This is a genomic window from Sinorhizobium medicae (assembly GCF_007827695.1).
In the GTDB taxonomy this organism is placed as follows: domain Bacteria; phylum Pseudomonadota; class Alphaproteobacteria; order Rhizobiales; family Rhizobiaceae; genus Sinorhizobium; species Sinorhizobium medicae.
Window position 1 is genome coordinate 57,077 of the sequence record NZ_VITA01000005.1, and the last position, 18,350, is coordinate 75,426.

General features: G+C 62.4%; 17 protein-coding genes. 9 read left to right on the forward strand and 8 right to left on the reverse strand.

What is annotated here, in order from left to right; genetic code table 11:
* Positions 1–98: 98 nt before the first annotated feature.
* The 5 genes from FB009_RS09905 to FB009_RS09925 form a co-directional block, all read right to left on the reverse strand.
* On the reverse strand, positions 99–1,058 hold the full coding sequence (locus FB009_RS09905) for a 2-hydroxyacid dehydrogenase (protein WP_012067564.1): 960 nt from the start codon (positions 1,056–1,058) through the stop codon (positions 99–101).
* An 11-nt stretch (positions 1,059–1,069) separates the two neighbouring features.
* A complete protein-coding gene (locus tag FB009_RS09910; protein ID WP_012067565.1) occupies positions 1,070–2,698 on the reverse strand; it encodes an ABC transporter ATP-binding protein in 1,629 nt (542 codons plus the stop codon).
* Positions 2,699–2,706: 8 nt separating this feature from the next.
* Complete coding sequence (locus FB009_RS09915) at positions 2,707–3,837, reverse strand: ABC transporter permease (protein ID WP_012067566.1); 1,131 nt, start codon at positions 3,835–3,837, stop codon at positions 2,707–2,709.
* Complete coding sequence (locus FB009_RS09920) at positions 3,837–4,919, reverse strand: microcin C ABC transporter permease YejB (RefSeq protein ID WP_012067567.1); 1,083 nt, start codon at positions 4,917–4,919, stop codon at positions 3,837–3,839. Before FB009_RS09920 ends, FB009_RS09915 begins: the two co-directional genes overlap by 1 nt.
* A 180-nt stretch (positions 4,920–5,099) precedes the next feature.
* Positions 5,100–6,959: an extracellular solute-binding protein gene (locus FB009_RS09925; protein ID WP_012067568.1), complete on the reverse strand. Its 1,860-nt coding sequence runs from the start codon at positions 6,957–6,959 to the stop codon at positions 5,100–5,102.
* Between the two features lie 244 nt (positions 6,960–7,203).
* Between FB009_RS09925 and mepA the strand changes: the two genes are divergently transcribed.
* The 6 genes from mepA to FB009_RS09955 all read left to right on the forward strand — a co-directional run bounded on the left by mepA (position 7,204) and on the right by FB009_RS09955 (position 13,598).
* Positions 7,204–8,271, forward strand: a complete 1,068-nt coding sequence (gene mepA, locus FB009_RS09930; protein WP_012067569.1) for a penicillin-insensitive murein endopeptidase — start codon at positions 7,204–7,206, stop codon at positions 8,269–8,271.
* 244 nt (positions 8,272–8,515) lie between these two features.
* A complete protein-coding gene (locus tag FB009_RS09935) occupies positions 8,516–8,896 on the forward strand; it encodes a methylglyoxal synthase (protein WP_012067570.1) in 381 nt (126 codons plus the stop codon).
* A 252-nt stretch (positions 8,897–9,148) separates the two neighbouring features.
* On the forward strand, positions 9,149–10,168 hold the full coding sequence (locus tag FB009_RS09940; RefSeq protein WP_012067571.1) for a glucokinase: 1,020 nt from the start codon (positions 9,149–9,151) through the stop codon (positions 10,166–10,168).
* 108 nt (positions 10,169–10,276) lie between these two features.
* Positions 10,277–12,082: an ABC transporter ATP-binding protein gene (locus tag FB009_RS09945; protein ID WP_012067572.1), complete on the forward strand. Its 1,806-nt coding sequence runs from the start codon at positions 10,277–10,279 to the stop codon at positions 12,080–12,082.
* 34 nt (positions 12,083–12,116) lie between these two features.
* On the forward strand, positions 12,117–12,935 hold the full coding sequence (gene dapB, locus FB009_RS09950; RefSeq protein WP_012067573.1) for a 4-hydroxy-tetrahydrodipicolinate reductase: 819 nt from the start codon (positions 12,117–12,119) through the stop codon (positions 12,933–12,935).
* Positions 12,936–12,962: 27 nt separating this feature from the next.
* Entirely contained in the window at positions 12,963–13,598 is a 636-nt protein-coding gene (locus FB009_RS09955; RefSeq protein ID WP_012067574.1) for a 2,3-bisphosphoglycerate-dependent phosphoglycerate mutase, read from the forward strand.
* A 146-nt stretch (positions 13,599–13,744) separates the two neighbouring features.
* Here FB009_RS09955 and FB009_RS09960 read toward each other — a convergent pair whose 3' ends face one another.
* On the reverse strand, positions 13,745–14,617 hold the full coding sequence (locus FB009_RS09960; protein WP_012067575.1) for a methylated-DNA--[protein]-cysteine S-methyltransferase: 873 nt from the start codon (positions 14,615–14,617) through the stop codon (positions 13,745–13,747).
* Between the two features lie 79 nt (positions 14,618–14,696).
* On the reverse strand, positions 14,697–15,194 hold the full coding sequence (locus FB009_RS09965) for a DUF2244 domain-containing protein (RefSeq protein ID WP_012067576.1): 498 nt from the start codon (positions 15,192–15,194) through the stop codon (positions 14,697–14,699).
* A gap of 22 nt (positions 15,195–15,216) precedes the next feature.
* Between FB009_RS09965 and nth the strand changes: the two genes are divergently transcribed.
* Positions 15,217–16,017 (forward strand): endonuclease III, encoded by an 801-nt coding sequence (gene nth, locus FB009_RS09970; protein WP_024311308.1) that lies wholly within the window; start codon positions 15,217–15,219, stop codon positions 16,015–16,017.
* 60 nt (positions 16,018–16,077) lie between these two features.
* Here the strand turns inward: nth and FB009_RS09975 are convergent, their stop codons facing one another.
* Entirely contained in the window at positions 16,078–16,671 is a 594-nt protein-coding gene (locus FB009_RS09975; protein WP_145161576.1) for a TetR/AcrR family transcriptional regulator, read from the reverse strand.
* 68 nt (positions 16,672–16,739) lie between these two features.
* Between FB009_RS09975 and FB009_RS09980 the strand changes: the two genes are divergently transcribed.
* Both FB009_RS09980 and FB009_RS09985 read left to right on the forward strand, forming a co-directional pair.
* Positions 16,740–17,165, forward strand: coding sequence for a VOC family protein (locus FB009_RS09980; RefSeq protein WP_012067579.1), 426 nt, complete (start codon positions 16,740–16,742; stop codon positions 17,163–17,165).
* 126 nt (positions 17,166–17,291) lie between these two features.
* Positions 17,292–18,284 carry an adenosine kinase gene (locus FB009_RS09985; RefSeq protein ID WP_012067580.1) on the forward strand — a complete coding sequence of 331 codons (993 nt, stop codon included), beginning with the start codon at positions 17,292–17,294 and terminating at the stop codon, positions 18,282–18,284.
* Positions 18,285–18,350: the final 66 nt, after the last annotated feature.

Here is an 18,350-nt window from a genome sequence, read left to right on the forward strand (position 1 = left end):
CGGTCAGGCTTTATTGCCGGCATGATCGCCCGCAGATTTGCCCCTTCAACCCTTGCCCTCTCCCCGTACGCGGGGGAGCGCGACCGGACACCGGCCAATCAGTAGCCGGCTACCTTATCCACCACATGTTCCAGGGGAAGCCCGCTCTCGAAGCGCGCGATCTGATGTTCTACATGGACGAAGAGGGCCCTGACGTCGGACGAGGCTGCGACATGCGGGGTCACGTAGACGTTCGGCAGGTCCCAGAAGCGGCTTTCCTGCGGGAGCGGCTCCCGTTCGAAGACGTCGAGCGAGGCGCCTGCGAGCATACTGGAATCGATGCATTCCAGGATATCGGCCTCGACCTGGCTGCCGCCCCGGCCTGCATTGATGAAAACAGGCGCGCCGAAAGGTCCTCGGCGGCTGAGCTTGGCAAAAAGGGCGCCGTTGAATATGCCTCTGGTCTCCGGCGTCAGCGGCAGCAGGCCGACGAGGAAATCCGTTTGGCCGAGAAATGCGTCCAGTCCGGCAGCGTCGTAGGTCTCTACACCCTCGATCACCCGCTTGCTTCGCGACCAGCCGATCACCTTGAAGCCCATGACGGCGAGCTTGCGGGCGGCGTCCTGGCCGAGCACGCCCATTCCCATGATGCCGACGGTCACGTCGGCTGCCTCTGGCTGACTGAGGTCGCGCCATTCGTGCCTGTTCGCAAGCGCCTCGTAGGCGTGGTGCTGGCGAAGATGCAGGAGGCACTGCATTACGACCCACTCGCTCATCCGCGTCGTCAACGTCCGATCGACGAAGCGCACCAGCGGCACGTCGGGCAGGCCGGGAAGCGTCAGCACGTGGTCGACGCCGGCGCCGCCGGAAAAGACCACTTTGAGGTCCGGTGCCCGCGAAAAGAGGTCGGGGGCGGATTTCCAGACCACGGCATAATCGATGCCGGACAGGTCACGCCCCCGATGCACCGGGTCAGCGAGATCGATGACCTCTCGGTCGGGAAAGGCCCCTGCAAGGGCCGCCTCCACCTCTTCGGGGATGAATTTCAGGTCGACGATCACCGGGCTTTTGGCGGACATGGACGAAAACTCTACTGATGAACGGCGGCGAGATTGACCGCTTCGAGATTGAAGGCGGCGGCCATCAGCGCCCGTGTATAGTCTTCCGCGGGCGCATCGAAGATGCGCTCGGCGGGTCCCTGCTCCACGACCTTGCCGAGCCGCATGACGATCACCTCGTTTGCGAGCGCGCGCACGACCCTGAGATCGTGGCTGATGAAAAGGTAAGCGAGATTGTGCTTGCGCTGAAGGTCGCGCAGGAGATCGACGACCTGGGCCTGCACGCTCATGTCGAGCGCGGAAGTGGGCTCGTCGAGCATGACGAATTGCGGTTTCAGCACCATCGCCCGGGCGATGGCAATGCGCTGGCGCTGGCCGCCGGAGAACTCGTGCGGATAGCGCCAGCGCGTCGCGGGATCGAGGCCGACCTCTTCCAAAGCGGCGGCGACGCGCCCGTCGCGTTCGTTATCCGTCAGTGCTTTCTCGTGGATTTTCAAGCCCTCGCCGATGATGTCGGCGATCGACATGCGCGGGCTGAGCGACCCGTAAGGGTCCTGGAACACCACCTGCATCCGATTTCGGAGCGGACGCATCTCGCGGAAACTATGGGCGTCGATGTTCTCCCCGACGAAGGCGATCCGGCCCTTGGACGAGATCAGCCGCGTCAGCGCCAGGCCCAGCGTCGTCTTGCCGGAACCCGACTCGCCGACCACGCCAAGCGTCTGGCCGGCACGGAGCGTCAGATCGATGCCGTCCACCGCCTTGACGTGATCGACCACGCGCCGCAGGAAACCCGCTTTGATCGGAAACCAGACCTTCATGCCGCTCGCTTCCACGACGATCGGGCTCGACGTGTCGGAGGGAGGCGGTTCGCCCCGGGGTTCGGAGGCAAGCAGATGCCGGGTATAGTCGTGCTGAGGATTGGCGAAAATCTCGGCAGTCGGTCCGGTTTCGACGATCTTGCCCTTGGTCATGACGCAGACCCGATCGGCGATCTTGCGGACGATGCCGAGGTCGTGGGTGATGAACAGCATGGACATGCCGTGCTCGTCCTTGAGCGACTTCAAAAGCTCGAGGATCTGCGCTTGCACCGTCACGTCGAGCGCCGTCGTCGGTTCGTCGGCGATCAAGAGCTCCGGCCGGTTGGCGAGCGCCATCGCGATCATCACGCGCTGGCGCTGACCGCCGGAGAGCTGGTGCGGATAGGCGCCGAGGCGCTTCTCCGCTTCGCGGATTCCGACCTGATCGAGGAGCTCCAGCGTTCTCGCGCGGGCGGCGGCACCCTTCAGGTTCTGGTGGATTTCCAGGATTTCGCCGATCTGCTGCTCGATCGTATGCAGCGGATTGAGCGATGTCATCGGCTCCTGGAAGATCATGGTCACGTCGTTGCCGCGGACGTGCCTGAGTTCGTCCTCGCCCACCTTCAGGAGATCTTTCCCGTTGAAGACGATCTCGCCGCTCGGATGGCTTGCAGCCGGATAGGGAAGCAGCCTCAGTATGGAGTTGGCCGAGACCGATTTCCCGGAACCCGACTCACCGACAAGAGCGACGGTCTCGCCTCGCTTGATGTCGAACGAGATACGATCGACGGCGAGCGAGGTTTCGCCGCCCTGGTGAAAGGCGACGGAGAGGTCGCGCACGGAGAGGATGGTGTCTGTCATCGTGGCGCTCACCGGAAGGTCTTTCTCGGATCAAAGGCGTCGCGCGTCGCCTCACCGACGAAGATCAGCAGCGACAGCATGATCGACATGGCAAAAAAGGCCGTCAATCCCAGCCAGGGCGCCTGCAGGTTGGATTTGCCCTGCGCGATCATCTCGCCGAGTGAAGGCGATCCGGGCGGCATGCCGAAGCCAAGGAAGTCGAGCGAGGTGAGGGTGGTGATCGACCCCGAAAGGATGAAGGGAAGGAAGGTGAGCGTTGCGACCATGGCGTTCGGCAGGAGATGCCGATACATGATGGTGCCATTGCCGACGCCGAGTGCCCGCGCCGCGTTCACATATTCGAAATTGCGCGCGCGCAGGAATTCGGCCCTGACGACGCCAACGAAGCCGACCCAGGAGAAAAGCAGCATGATGCCGAGCAGGATGAAGAAGCCGGGGGGCAGAATGGCGGCGATGATGAGCAGGATGTAGAGCACCGGCATCGACGACCAGATTTCGATGAAGCGCTGCATGAGCAGATCGGTCCAGCCGCCGAAATAACCCTGCACGGCGCCGGCCGAAACGCCGATGACGGCGGAAGCAATCGTCAGCGCCAGCCCGAAGAGCACCGAAATTCGGAAGCCGTAAATCATCCGCGCCATGACGTCGCGCGCCTGGTCGTCGGTGCCGAGCCAGTTGAGATTGCCGAGCATGCATCCGGGATCGGCCGCCCCTTGCGGATAGGCGGAGCAGCGCTCTTCCTCGCTCATCAGCCAGAATGGCGGCGTCGGCGCCGAATGCGGAATGTTGGAATTGACCGTCTGGTAGGAATAGCGGATCGGCGGCCAGATCGCCCAGCCATTCGCATCGATCTCGTCGCGAATGAAGTCGGACCGGAAGTCGGTCACGGCGAGAAAGCCGCCGAACTTCTCCTCCGGATAGTCGATCAGCACCGGAAACAGGATCTCGCCCTTGTAGGAGGCCACGATCGGCTTGTCGTTGGCGATGAACTCCGCACACAGGCTGAGGCCGAACAGGAGAAGGAAAAGCCAGAACGACCAGTAGCCGCGGCGGTTGGCCTTGAAATTCTGCCAGCGGCGGCGCCCGATCGGCGTGAGCCAGCCCTTTTCCGGCGCGGCATAGGCGGTGACGGCGCTCATCAGACGTCCCTCCGCTCGAAATCGATGCGTGGGTCGACCCAGGTGTAGATGAGATCCGAGACGAGGCTCACGACGAGTCCCATCAGCGAGTAGATGAAGAGAGTTGCGAAGACGATCGGATAGTCGCGCTTGACGACCGCGTCGTAGCCGAGCCGACCCAGCCCATCGAGTGAGAAGATGTATTCGATGAGGAGCGATCCCGTGAAGAAGGCGGAGATGAAGGCGCCGGGGAAGCCGGCGATGATGATCAGCATCGCATTACGGAAAACATGCCCGTAGAGGACGCGACGCTCGTTCAGGCCCTTTGCCCGCGCCGTCGTCACATATTGCTTCTTGATCTCGTCGATGAAGGAATTCTTCGTGAGCAGCGTCGTGGTCGCGAAGGCAGAGAGCAGAAGCGTGATCAGCGGCAGCGTCATATGCCAGAAATAATCGAGGATCTTCTCGTACCAGGTGAGCTCCTCGAAATTGTCCGAGACCAGGCCCCGCAAGGGGAACCAGTCGAAAAACGAACCGCCGGCGAAAAGCACGATCAGGAGAATGCCGAAGAGGAAGCTCGGCACCGCATAGCCGACGATGATGATGCCGGACGTCCAGACGTCGAAGGTCGAACCGTCGGAAACGGCCTTCTTGATGCCGAGAGGGATCGAAATGGCATAGGAGAATATGAGGATCCAGACACCGAGCGAGATGGAAACGGGCATTTTCTGGACGATCAGGTCGATGACCGGCGTATTGCGGAAAAAGCTCTCGCCGAAGTCGAATCGGGCATAGTCCCACATCATCGTGACGAAGCGCTCGAGCGGCGGCTTGTCGAAGCCGAACTGCTTTTCGAGCTTGGCGATGAAATCGGGATCGAGACCTTGAGCCCCGCGATACTGCCCGCCGTCGCCACCGCCTACAGGCGCGAGATCGCCGGAATTGCCGGAAAGCCTGTCTGAGCCGGCAGCATTGGTCAGGTCGGAGATCACCTGTTCGACCGGCCCGCCCGGCGCGAACTGTACCACTGCAAAGGAGATCGCCATGATCCCAACGATGGTCGGGATCATCAGCAGAAGCCGGCGCAGGATATAGGCACCCATCAGGCGAACCTCTGGATCGACGAATTGCTGGCTAGGCACACCGGCGCAGCGTCGACTGGAATTGCTCTAATGTGCGTCAAATCCTGCTTCTCCCAGCGGCTGCGGCCTCTGCGGAGCCGTTCGTGTTTCGTGATTCGTTTCCCGCATTTGGAATCGAGACGGCGCCCGAGCGCAAGGGCTTCATTTGGCAGCGGCGCTCTTCGACCACCACGCAGCCGGGAAATCCATCCCGTAATAGGGCAGCTCCTCCGGGCGGGCCAGGTGGCTCCAATAGGCGATGCGGTAGGCCTTCGAATAGAAAAGAGGCACGACGTAATGATGGGCGAGAAGGACGCGGTCGAGCGCCCGTGTCGTCGCGACGAGTTCCTCGCGGTTCGGCGCGAAGATGATTTTCCGGATGAGTTCGTCGATGGCCGGATCGGCGATACCGGCATAGTTCATGGATCCCGGCCGGTCAACCGACGCCGAGCCCCAGTAATCGCTCTGTTCGTTGCCGGGCACCAGAGTCTGCGCCCAGACGCCGTAGATCATGTCATAGTCGAAGCTTCTGACGCGATTTGTATATTGCGAGTCGTCGACCGTGCGAATGCGAGCATCTATGCCGATTTTCCTCACGCTGTTCACGAAGGGCGTAACCGTACGCTCGAGTGAGGGATTGGGCAGAAGGATCTCGAAGCGGAACGGCTCGCCGGTCTTCGAGTTCACCAATCGGCTGCCCTTGAGTTCGTAACCCGCTTCCTTGAAGAGAGAGAGCGACTTGCGCAAGTTATCGCGTACCTTCTGCGGATCGCCGTTGACGGGATTCTTGTAGGGCTTGTCGAAAACGGCGGCGGGGACCTTGTCCTTCAGTTCCTCGAGGATCTCCTTTTCGCGCCCCTCGGGCAGACCGGAAGAGGCAAGCTCGGTGCCCCAGAAATAACTGTCGACGCGCTGATACGCATTGTGGGCGAGGCTGCGATTCAGGTCTTCGAAGTCGAAGGCGTAGTTCAACGCTTCGCGTACCCGCTGATCCTTGAATTTTTCCCGACGCAGATTGGGTACGAAGGCCTGCATCACGCCGGTTGCGCGCAGCGGGTTCTCGATTTCCTCGCGGATCACCCGTCCGTCCTTCATTGCCGGAAAGTCGTAGGCCGTGGCCCAGTGGCTCGCGCTGTTGTCCCGGTAGAAATGGACATTGCCGGCACGGAAGGCTTCGAACTCCACGCTTCGGTCACTGAAGAAAACGTAGTTGATCGTGCGGAAATTGTACCTGCCGACATTCACATTGAGATCCTTGCCCCAATAGTCGTCGCGCAATTCGAAACGGATGGAGCCGCCAGGCTGGAAAGCGGCGATCTTGTAAGGACCGGAGCCCATGACCGGTTCCAGTGTCGTGCGTCCGATATCGCGCTTCTTGCCTTCTGCGTCCTGACCTTCCCACCAGTGCTTCGGCAGGATGGGAAACTGGCCGAGAATGTTCGGAAGTTCGAGATTGTTCTTCTCGTCGAACCGGAAGGTAACGTCCCGTTCGCCGGTCTTTTCCGCTGAAACCACGTGACGGTAGTAGTTGGAAAAGAGCGGATTGTGCTCCTTCACCCTATCGAAGGAGAAGATGACATCCTCCGGTCTCACCGGTCTGCCGTCGGCCCATCTGGCTTCTGCCCTCAGGCGAAAAGTGGCGGAGGAAATATCGGCCGGATAGGAAACGCCCTCTGCAAGCAGGCCGTAGGAGGTGGTGATCTCGTCCTCGGACGACATCAGGAGTGTGTCGAAGACCAGCGAAGAGACGCCCGTAGCCACCTCGCCCTTGGCGAGGATGGGATTGAAGGAGTCGAACGTCCCGTTCTCCGAAAGCTGTAGCTCTCCGCCTTTTGGCGCATCGGGATTGACGTAGTTGAAACGCGCAAAATCCGTCTTGTATTTGGGCTCGCCGATCGACGAGGTAGCGTGGCGCCAGGCGGGCTGTTCCTCGGCATTCGATGCAGCAGGGAGGAGGAGAAGCGCTGCTGTCAGAAGCGAGGCCGCAAGGCCTGGCTTCATGGTCCTGCAGAAGTTTGGCATCCGGCCGGTACCCCTTTTTGTTCCAATGTTCTTTTTTCATGAAGATAGGCGAAATCAGGGCAATTGACAGGACCTGCCCAAAATCAGGCGAAATTCTTCAGTCACATCCCGGTGAGTCGCAAGGTTGATGCAATCGCGGCGAAATCAGGATAGGAGAGGACGGCGGGCTGCGGCGCCGCGCGCCGTGTCAGAGGCGCAAAAATCGCCGTAGCTCCAAAGTTGCCGCATGCTCGTGGGGAATGGAATGAGATTTGATGCGCGTGCTGCGCTTAGGCGCTGCGGTTCGGCCGTCCTGGCTCTGATCATGGGGGCAAGCCTCGTCTCCGCGGAGGCGGCTGCGGACGACGCTCCGCCGGCCAAGGAACTCTTCGGCGCCAAAGGCCTGCCGATGCAGGCGGCGCCGGCCGCGTTCGGATTCTACTCCAAGGGCTGCCTCGCCGGTGGCGTGGCCATCCCGACCGACGGACCGACATGGCAGGCGATGCGCCTGTCGCGAAACCGCCGCTGGGGACATCCGGCGATGATCGCGCTGATCGAGCGCTTCTCCCATGATGCCGTCGACAAGATCGGCTGGCCTGGCCTCTTGCTCGGCGATATCTCGCAGCCGCGCGGCGGCCCGATGCTTTCGGGCCACGCATCGCACCAGATCGGGCTCGATGCCGACATTTGGCTGACTCCGATGCCGCGAAAGACGCTGAGCTACCAGGAGCGCGAGACGATTTCCGCGACGTCCATGCTCGATAAGAGCAAGTTCCTGACGGTCGATCCCTCCATCTGGACGCCATCGCACGCACGGCTGATCATGATGGCAGCCAGCTATCCGCAGGTCGAGCGGGTCTTCGTGAACCCCGCTATCAAAAAGAAGCTCTGCGACACCTGGAAAGGCGATCGTTCGGCGCTCGGCAAGGTGCGGCCGATCTATGGCCATGATTATCACTTCCACATCAGGATCAAATGCCCTCCGGGCTCCAAGGGCTGCAAGGACCAGGCCGCGGTTCCGGCGGGTGACGGCTGCGGCAAGTCGCTGGCGTGGTGGTTCACCGACGAGCCCTGGGCAAAGCCGAAGCAAAAGCCCGCTGCGAAGCCGCCGCGGCCGAAATTCGCGAAACTCTCCGATCTTCCGAAGGCCTGCGCCCTTGTGCTGAACGGCCCCGCTCCCTCTTCCGAACAGGAAGCGACCTACGGTACTGCCTATCGCGCTCCCGCCGCCATTCCTGCAGCGGCAACCAGCATCGAAGCGGTCATCGAAGCGGCAGGCGAGGCGCCGCTCGCGGATATTCCCGTGCCTTTGCCGCGGCCGGGCTTGGAATAGCCGCGGGCGCGCGAACAATAAGGTGCATGTTTTCAGGCCGATCGATCCCAAACATGCACGATACCGATTCCAGTAGGATAGAGCGGGATTTCGGCGGAAAACCGCACACGCTTTCCCTCATCCCGCTCTAGCACTTTGCAATTCCGCCGGGCTCATGTATAGGCGCTTCAAATCGATTTAAATCGGTTCGCAGAGCGCGCCTGCCCAGACGCGTCCGGCGAACATTCGCCGAGAGGGCTCTCGCATGGCAGATCGGAAATGTCTCGCCCTGATCGCCCATGATCAGAAGAAGGATGACCTTGCGGCGTTTGCCAAGGCGAATGAGGCGGTCCTCTCCAAGTGGAGGATCGTCGCCACAGGGACCACCGGCGGCCGTGTTCTCGACGTGTGCCCGGGGCTCGACATCGTCAGACTCAAGAGTGGTCCGCTCGGCGGCGACCAGCAGATCGGCGCGCTGATCGCCACGGGCGACGTGAACTGCCTGATTTTCTTCGTCGATCCGCTGACTGCCATGCCGCACGACGTCGACGTCAAGGCGCTGATGCGGCTTGCGATCGTCTACGACATTCCGATGGCGCTGAACCGCGCGACAGCCGAACAGTTGATCGATTTCAGGCGCAATTGATACAACTGCATGTCGCCCAAAAGTGCGCAGCGGTTTTGGGGCAACGACATGCACAAGCACGGAAGCATGTCGCCCAAAAGTGCGCAGCGGTTTTGGGGCAACGACATGCACAAGCAAGGAAACATGTCGCCCAAAAGTGCGCAGCGGTTTTGGGGCAACGACATGCACAAGCAAGGATATAAATCGGGCGCATGAAATGCGGCCCGCTTTACCCCGGACATCCACGCCCGCGATCAGGACGGAAATTCTGCCATGCCCAATGCGAGTGACCAAAGCTTCCCCTTTCCGATTTTGATCGGCGACATCGGCGGCACCAATGCCCGCTTCGCATTGCTTACCGACGCCTATGGCGAGCCGAGGCAGCTTGAGCCGATCAGGACGGGCGATTTCGCCACCATCGAAGAGGCAATGCAGAAAAGCATCCTCGACAAGACTTCCGTCCAGCCGCGCTCGGCGATTCTTGCCGTAGCGGGGCCGATCAAGGGCGACGAGATACCGCTGACGAATGCCCATTGGGTGATTCGCCCGAAGGATATGCTGGCGAGCCTCGGCCTCGAAGACGTGCTGATCATCAATGATTTCGAGGCGCAGGCGCTCGCCATTGCCGCCCCGGCCGACCAGGACGTCGTGCAGATCGGCGGCGGCGCGGTCCGGCCCTTCAATTCGCGCGTCGTCCTTGGTCCGGGTACCGGTCTGGGGGTCGCGGGCCTCGTCTATGCGCAGCACAGCTGGATACCCGTCCCCGGAGAAGGCGGGCATGTCGATTTAGGTCCGCGCACCGAGCGCGACTTTGAGATATGGCCGTTTCTGGAGCCGATCGAGGGGCGCATGGCCGGCGAGCAGATACTGTGCGGCCGCGGCATCATGAATCTCTATCGCGCGGTCTGCGCCGCCAATGGCGAAGCGGCGGTTCTCGCGGATCAGGCGGCGGTGACGACGAGTGCGTTGTCCGGTGCGGATGCCGCGGCGGTCGAAACCGTGTCGCTCTTTGCGACTTATCTCGGGCGCGTTGCCGGCGATATGGCGCTTATCTTCATGGCGCGGGGCGGGGTATTCCTTGCCGGCGGCATTTCGCAGAAGATCCTGCCGGCGCTGATGAAGCCTGAGTTCCGCGCCGCCTTCGAGGACAAGGCGCCACATTCGGCGCTGATGCGGACGATCCCGACCTTTGCCGTCATCCACCCGATGGCCGCGCTCTCCGGCCTCGCAGCCTTTGCCCGCACGCCGAGGGACTTCGGTGTTGCAATGGAGGGACGCCGCTGGAGAAGGTGACGCCGCGGCCGGCTCCGAGACTCGCCAAATCCGCAGCAAACCACTATAGAGCCCCGGAAAGCGATGCCGGTGTGCGGTACGCGAGCGGGCTCAGGGAAGACGGGCTTATTGAGCGACAGGGATAGAAACAAGCGCGCAGTCGATTCCGAGACGATCACCGGAATCCTCAAGCGCGTCATCGCCGAAAACGGCCGTGATCACATCCGGGGCTATGCCTTCGCAATCGCATGCCTGATCGTCGTGGCAGCAACGACGGGCTTCACCGCCTGGATCATGGAAGCCGTGGTCAACGAGGCTTTCGCCAACAGACGGGCCGATATCGTTCTCCTGATCTGCGGCGCGATCTTCGCCGCCTTCGTCCTCCGGGGCCTTGCGACCTACGGGCAGGCGGTCGCCCTTTCCAAGATCGGCAATAATATCGTCGCGCGCTATCAGCGCCGGCTCTACGCGCATCTGATGGCGCTCAGCGTCGGCTATTTCCACGAGCACCGCTCGGCCCAGCTCGCCGCCAAGGTGAGCCAGAACGTCAGCGGCATCCGCGACGTGCTCAACATGACGGTCACGTCGATCGCCCGTGACCTTCTGACACTGATCGGCCTGATCGTGGTCATGTTCAGCAAGGATTGGCTCCTCTCCCTGATCGTCTTCTTCGTCGCGCCGCCACTGCTCTTCGGCCTGCGTTACATTTCGCGGCGCCTGCGGTTGGCGACACGGGAGGCGGTCGAGGTCAACAGCCGGGTTCTCGGCGCGATGCAGGAGACCATCCAGGGCATCACCATCGTCAAAGCATTCACGATGGAGAACGAATTGCGGCGCAAAGTCGAGTCGATCATCGACCGCGCAGAGAACCGCGCCAACCGCATCGCGCGCCTGAGCGAACGCACCGCGCCGATGACGGAGACCTTCGCCGGCCTCGCAATATCCAGCGTGCTCGCCTATGCCGCATTCCGCACGATTTATCACAATGTCCCGCCCGGCGCGTTCTTCGCCTTCGTCACCGCTCTGCTGATGGCCTATGATCCGGCCCGGCGTCTCGCGCGTCTGCAGGTGTCCATGGAACGGGCCGCCGTCAATGCCCGTATGATCTACGAAATACTCGACACGGTGCCGCACCAGCGCGACCGTGCCGACGCGGGCGAACTGAAGCTGGGCGAGGCGGCCGTCGAACTGCGTGACGTGCGCTTCGCCTATGGCAATGGCGACGAAATCCTCAAAGGGGTCAGCTTCCGTGCCGAGGGCGGAAAGACGACCGCGCTGGTCGGCCCCTCAGGCGCCGGAAAATCGACGATCATCAGCTTGATCCCCCGCTTCTACGATCCGGTTGCGGGCGAGATCCTGATCGATGGGCAGAATATCGCCGGCGTCACCAAACAGTCGCTCCGCCGCGGCCTCGCCTACGTCTCTCAGCAGCCCTATCTCTTCGAAGGCTCCATTCGCGACAACATCCGCTATGGCCGGCCCGATGCGACCGATGCGGAAATCGAGGAAGCGGCACGGCTTGCCTATGCGCATGATTTTATCATGGCGCAGCCCCAGGGCTACGACACACCGGTCGGCGAGCATGGCGTGACGCTTTCCGGCGGTCAGCGCCAACGCCTGTCGATCGCCCGCGCGCTCGTGCGCAACGCGCCCGTCCTGCTTCTGGACGAGGCCACATCGGCGCTCGACACCGAATCGGAAGCGGCCGTCCAGAAGGCACTCGAAGAGGCGATGAGCGGCCGGACCGTCATCGTCATCGCGCATAGGCTCTCCACCGTCGTCAATGCCGACAAGATCGTCGTGATGAAGGACGGCACGGTCGTGGAAGAGGGCACCCATGAGGAGCTTGCGCGGCGTCCGGACGGCCTTTACGCTCGCCTCCACAATCTCCAGGGCAGCGGAGCGGATACGGCAGCCGAGGCCCGGATCCTCTAGAGCCCGGACCTGTAAGCATGAAGGGAAATTGACGATGAGCGAAACGGACATGAGGCTCGTGGTGGTCGGTGCGGCCGGCCGTATGGGCCAGACGCTGATCCGGATCGTTCACGAGACGCCCGGCGTGCGCCTTCATGCCGCCATCGAACGGAGTGGATCGCCCTTCCTCGGACGCGATGCCGGAGAGCTGGCCGGCGTCGGCCAGATGGGGGTCGCCGTTTCCGACAAGCCGCTCGAAGCCTTCGTCGAGGCCGAGGGTGTGCTCGATTTCACGGCGCCCTCGGCCACGGTGGAATTCGCGGACCTTGCCGCGCAGGCGCGCATCGTCCATGTCGTCGGCACGACCGGCTGCTCGGCGGATGACGAGGCGAGGATCCGTGCCGCCGCCCGTCACGCCCGCGTCATCAAGTCAGGCAATATGAGCCTCGGCGTCAACCTGCTTGGCGTGCTCACGGAAAAGGCAGCGCGTGCGCTTCCGGCTCAGGGGTGGGACATAGAAATCCTCGAAATGCACCACAGGCACAAGGTCGATGCCCCTTCCGGCACGGCGCTGCTTCTCGGCGAGGCGGCAGCCAGAGGTCGCGGCATCAAACTTGCGGATCACTCCGTGCGGGTACGCGACGGTCACACCGGAGCGCGGGTCGAAGGGGCAATAGGCTTTGCCACATTGCGCGGCGGCTCCGTGATCGGCGAGCACTCGGTGGTGATCGCCGGAGAAGGCGAAATGGTCACGCTTTCCCACAGCGCGACCGACCGCTCGATCTTCGCTCGCGGCGCCGTATCTGCGGCGATCTGGGGGCGGAGCCAGAAGCCGGGCTTTTACTCCATGCTCGACGTTCTCGGGCTTGACTGACATCCTAATCACAAAGAGGAAATAGAAATGAGCGGCACACTCGTCCTTGTCCGGCACGGCCAGAGCGACTGGAACCTGAAGAACCTCTTCACCGGCTGGCGCGATCCCGACCTGACCGAGCTCGGCATCGAGGAGGCAATGGCCGGCGGCAAGGCGCTTGCCGACTACGGCATCAAATTCGACATCGCCTTCACCTCGGATCTCATCCGTGCCCAGCGCACCTGCCAACTGGTGCTGGACGCTGTCGATCAGTCATCGCTCGAAACGATCCGCGACCAGGCTTTGAACGAGCGCGACTACGGTGATCTTTCCGGCCTCAACAAAGACGATGCACGGGCGAAATGGGGCGAGGAACAGGTCCACATCTGGCGCCGATCCTACGACGTGCCGCCGCCGGGCGGCGAGAGCCTGCGCGACACCGGCGCTCGCGTCTGGCCTTACTATCTCACCGACATCCTGCCTCGCGTGCTTTCCGGTGAAAAGGTTCTGGTCGCCGCCCACGGCAACTCGCTGCGCTCGCTGGTGATGGTGCTCGACGGCTTGACCAAGGAGCAGATCCTCAAGCTCAACCTCGCGACCGGGGTGCCAATGGTCTACAAGCTCAACGCGGATTCCACCGTCGCATCGAAGGAAGTGCTCGGAGATATGTCAGCGGCGCATTGAGAGGGCGGTTGCCCCCTCGTCCCGCTCGCGTCGAGCAGGACTCGAGCGCTCGCTCGCCGCTTGTCCCTTCCCCCGCTTGCGGGAAGAAGGTGCCGGCAGGCGGATGAGGGGGCGTTCGCTGCCCGGCTCCAGCCACACCCCGGCCATCAGGCCTTCCCCGCCTCCCAGCCGAGGATCGCGCGCTTGCGCGTCAGCCCCCAATGGTAGCCGGTGAGATCGCCGGCCTTGCCGAGCGCCCGGTGGCAGGGCACGACGAAGGAGATCGGATTGCGCCCCACCGCGGCGCCGACGGCGCGCGAAGCGGTTGGCTGGCCGATATTCTCCGCGATTTTCGAATAGGTCGTTGCCTTACCGAGCGGAATCTTGAGAAGCGTCTGCCATACGCGGACCTGAAAATCGGAGCCGATCAGAAAAATCCTCAGCGGCTCCTCCGCGGACCACCGATCGGGGTCGAAAATGCGCGCCGCATAGCGCGCCGTTGCAGCGCTGTCTTCAAGGTAGATTGCGTTCGGCCAGCGGGAGGCCATGTCCTCGAAGCTCGCGTGCTCCTCGCCTGAATCGGCGAAGGCCAGTCCGGCGAGACCGCGCTCGGTCACCATGACCAGCGCCGTCCCGAAGGGTGAAGGGTGAAACCCGTAGCGGATGGTAAGGCCCGCGCCGCGCGCTTTCCATTCACCGGGGGACATCGCCTCATGCGTTACGAAGAGATCGTGCAGCCGGCTCGGCCCGGACAGGCCGATCTCAATGCTGGTCTCCAGCAACGGCAGGTCTTCCTGGCGCAGGAGCCGTTTGGCGTGATCGAGAGTGATTGCCTGCAGAAAGGCCTTGGGTGAGAGCCCCGCCCAACGGGTGAAAACTTTCTGAAGTTGCGTCGGCGACTGCCCGAGGCGACGGGCGAGCGACTCGAGCGACGGCTGCTCGCGATAGTCTTCGGTCAGCATCGCGATGACACGAGTCACCGTGTCGTAGTCGGTGCCTTCCGGAGTGATGTCGGTGGGAATGGATGTAGCAACGTTCATGATCATCTCCTTGAGCTTCAGATAATCATGCGCGCGAGCCTGGAACCACCCGATTCTTGTCGGGCTCGATCGCAGGCATTCATCGGGACCTGGCGGTCGCCAGTGCCCGCGAGAAGGCGACGGCGAAGGTTTCCCGGTCGTCGCGGTTGAGGAAGGAACCGACATCCGTCTGACGTCCGCCGCCGCTGATATTCATCGACACGATGCCGATCTCCTGATGGCGCTTGATGCTGAAGCGCGTCCAGAAAGTGTTGAAGCGATGCTCGACCATCCTTCCGGAGGGCGCAAATTTCCTGACGGACACGTCCGTGCGGGACACGCTGACTTCCTCGCGGGCGCGTGCCGCATGGTAGTTCAGCCGGAAAGCGCCGGCGAGCAGGATGAAATCGAGGCCGAAGAAAAAGACGATCGGCCAGGCGCCGATGAGCAGGAACACGGCTATGTGGATCAGGCTCATGATGCCGGCGATCAACAGGAAAACCTTGAACCCTTTCGATCCGAGGGAGCGGTAAGGGGTCAGTTCGGCCGCAAAGATCGGCTCGTCGTTGAAGTTTTGCGCGGCGTTGCCTTCGATCATAACCCATGACTATAGATGCAGCATGAAAAACGTGAAGCTCAAATCGCCATCACAGCAGCCAAAGCCGGCGAAAGCGTCAACGGGACGCATGGCGGGCCGCACGGGTGGCCGCATGAGCGCGCGGCAGCGCAGTGCCTACAGCACCGAGGAAGTGGAGGAGATCTTTCGCCGCTTTTCCGTTCAGCGCCCGGAGCCGAAGGGCGAACTCGAACATGTCAATCCGTTCACACTGGTGGTGGCGGTCGCGCTTTCGGCGCAGGCGACCGACGCAGGCGTCAACAAGGCGACGCGGGCGCTCTTCGCCGTCGCGGATACGCCCGAGAAGATGCTGGCGCTCGGGGAGGAGCGCGTTCGCGACTATATCAAGACGATCGGTCTCTACCGCAACAAGGCGAAAAACGTCATTGCCCTGTCCCGCAAGCTGATCACCGACTTCGGGGGCGAGGTGCCGCGCACGCGCGAAGAGCTCGTGACGCTGCCGGGCGTCGGGCGAAAGACAGCGAATGTGGTGCTCTCGATGGCCTTCGGCGAGGCGACCATCGCGGTCGACACCCATATCTTCCGTATCGCCCACCGTATCCGCATTGCACCCGGCAAGACACCGGATGAGGTAGAGGCGCATCTTCTGCGGGTCATCCCCGAACACCGTCTGTACCACGCTCATCATTGGCTGATCCTGCACGGCCGATACGTGTGCAAGGCGCGCCGGCCGGAATGCGAGCGCTGCGTCATTGCCGACATCTGCAAGTCGCCGGAGAAGACCTCGGATATCCCGGCGCCGCTCGTCGAATTGCCGCCGCAGGCAATTGCCGCCGTCGGCTGATAGAACCCGAAGAAGGAGAGCGGGCGACAGGTTTCCCGATCCCGCTCGGCGCCATCGTCGTTACGGGGTGATCAGGCGATCGATGAGCCGGTCGATGGCGTAGGCATAGTCGGTGCGCGCCGCGCCGGCATCGATCTCCAGCGCGGCCCGGTCGAAGGCGGCCGACAACAGGAACGCCATCGCCTTCACCGTCTTTTCCTCCAGGCGGTGCGGAGCCATGGCGGCTGCCAGCCCTTCTTCGAGTGTCCTGCCGCCATGAGCGGCATCAAGGGCGGCCATTTCCGTGACGCCAAGCACAGCAGGTCCGTCGAGCAGCAGCAGTCGTACCCTTCCGGGCATCGCCATTGCGTCGAAATAGGCGGCAGCTCCGGCCAGCAGTGCCTCGCGCGGAGCGAGGAGCGCGCCGGCCAGCTGCTCGATCGTTGCCGCGACGTCGAGCGCCTCCCGTTCTATGACGGCCCGAAAAAGTGCCTTCTTGTCCTCGAAGTGATGGTAGAGCGCGCCACGGGTGAGCCCGGCCGCGGCAACGATGTCCGGCGTCGCAGTGTCGGCATAGCCTCGGGACACGAACAGCGCGCGGGCGGCATTGAGGATAGAAGATCGGGTCGCATTGGAGCGCTCCCGATTGGATCGCCTTGGTTCTTTCTGTTGCATACATGCAGCCTGTATGTTAACAATGAGTACATGCAGATTGTATGTTAATATTCGACGGAGGAAAAGGAATGAAATCGACAAGCTATTACCCGGTCATCATGACGGAGGACGTGCAGCAGACGGCAGATTTCTACGTCAGGCACCTGCGCTTCGAGCCGCTCTTCACCAGCGACTGGTACGTTCACCTCCAGTCGAAAGAGGACGAGCATGTAACGCTCGCAGTTCTCGACTGCCGTCACGAGACGGTACCGGAACGGCATCGCGCGCCCGTGCGTGGCCTTCTCCTGAATTTCGAGGTGGAAGATCCCGACCGTCTTTATGCCGAAATGCAGGATGCCGGCCTGCCCATTCTCAAGCCGATCTGCGACGAGGAATTCGGTCAGCGTCATTTCATCACCGCTGATCCGAACGGCGTGATGATCGACATCATCAAGCCGATCCCCCCGAGCGCCGGCTTTGCCGATGCCTATGATGAAAGGGCGCTGCCAACGTGAGGGTGGAGACGCCAACTGCCCGGTCTACCTGTCCCGAACACGCGAAAAAGGCTGAAGGCGTCTTCCAAATGCCCGGAAAACCGCTATTAACGAACACCGGTCACCAAGGAAACCCGGACGGAGTTCATGGCAAAATACGACGTGCTGACGATCGGTAACGCGATCGTCGATATCATTGCGCGCTGCGATGACAGCTTTCTCGAAGAAAACGGCATCATCAAGGGCGCGATGAACCTCATCAATGCCGATCGTGCCGAGTTGCTCTATTCGCGGATGGGACCGGCGGTCGAAGCCTCGGGAGGAAGCGCGGGAAATACCGCGGCTGGTGTCGCCAGCCTCGGCGGACGGGCTGCGTATTTCGGGAAGGTCGCCGACGACCAGCTCGGTGAGATCTTCACACACGACATCCGCGCGCAGGGCGTCCACTTTCAGACGAAGCCTCTTGACGGACAGCCGCCGACGGCGCGTTCGATGATCTTCGTCACCGAGGATGGCGAGCGATCCATGAACACCTATCTCGGCGCCTGCGTCGAGCTCGGCCCGGAGGATGTCGAAGACGACGTCGTCGCCCATTCGAAAGTCACCTATTTCGAGGGCTATCTCTGGGACCCGCCGCGCGCCAAGGACGCGATCCGCGAAGCGGCGCGCATCGCCCACGCGCATGGACGGGAGACCGCGATGACTCTGTCCGACAGTTTCTGCGTGCATCGCTACCGGGGCGAGTTTCTCGAGCTCATGCGCTCCGGCACCGTCGATATCGTCTTCGCCAACCGGCAGGAGGCACTCGCGCTTTACGAAACAGAGGATTTCGACCGCGCGCTCGAGCTGTTGTCCAAGGACTGCAAGCTCGCGGCTGTCACGCTCAGCGAGGAAGGTTCCGTCGTCGTACGCGGGGCTGAGCGCATATACGTCGGTGCAAGCGTTCTGGAGCAGGTGGTCGACACCACCGGCGCCGGTGATCTCTACGCCGCGGGTTTCCTCTTCGGCTATACTGCTGGCCGTTCCCTCGACAGTTGCAGCAAGCTCGGCAATCTGGCCGCAGGCATCGTCATCGGCCAAATCGGCCCGCGGCCGCTGATCTCGCTTGCCTCCGCTGCCCGCCAGGCTGGCCTCGTTTAGGACCGCGCCGGTTCCGGGGAACCGGCGAGCCGCGCGGATCAGGGGGGGCGGTACGAGATAAATCCG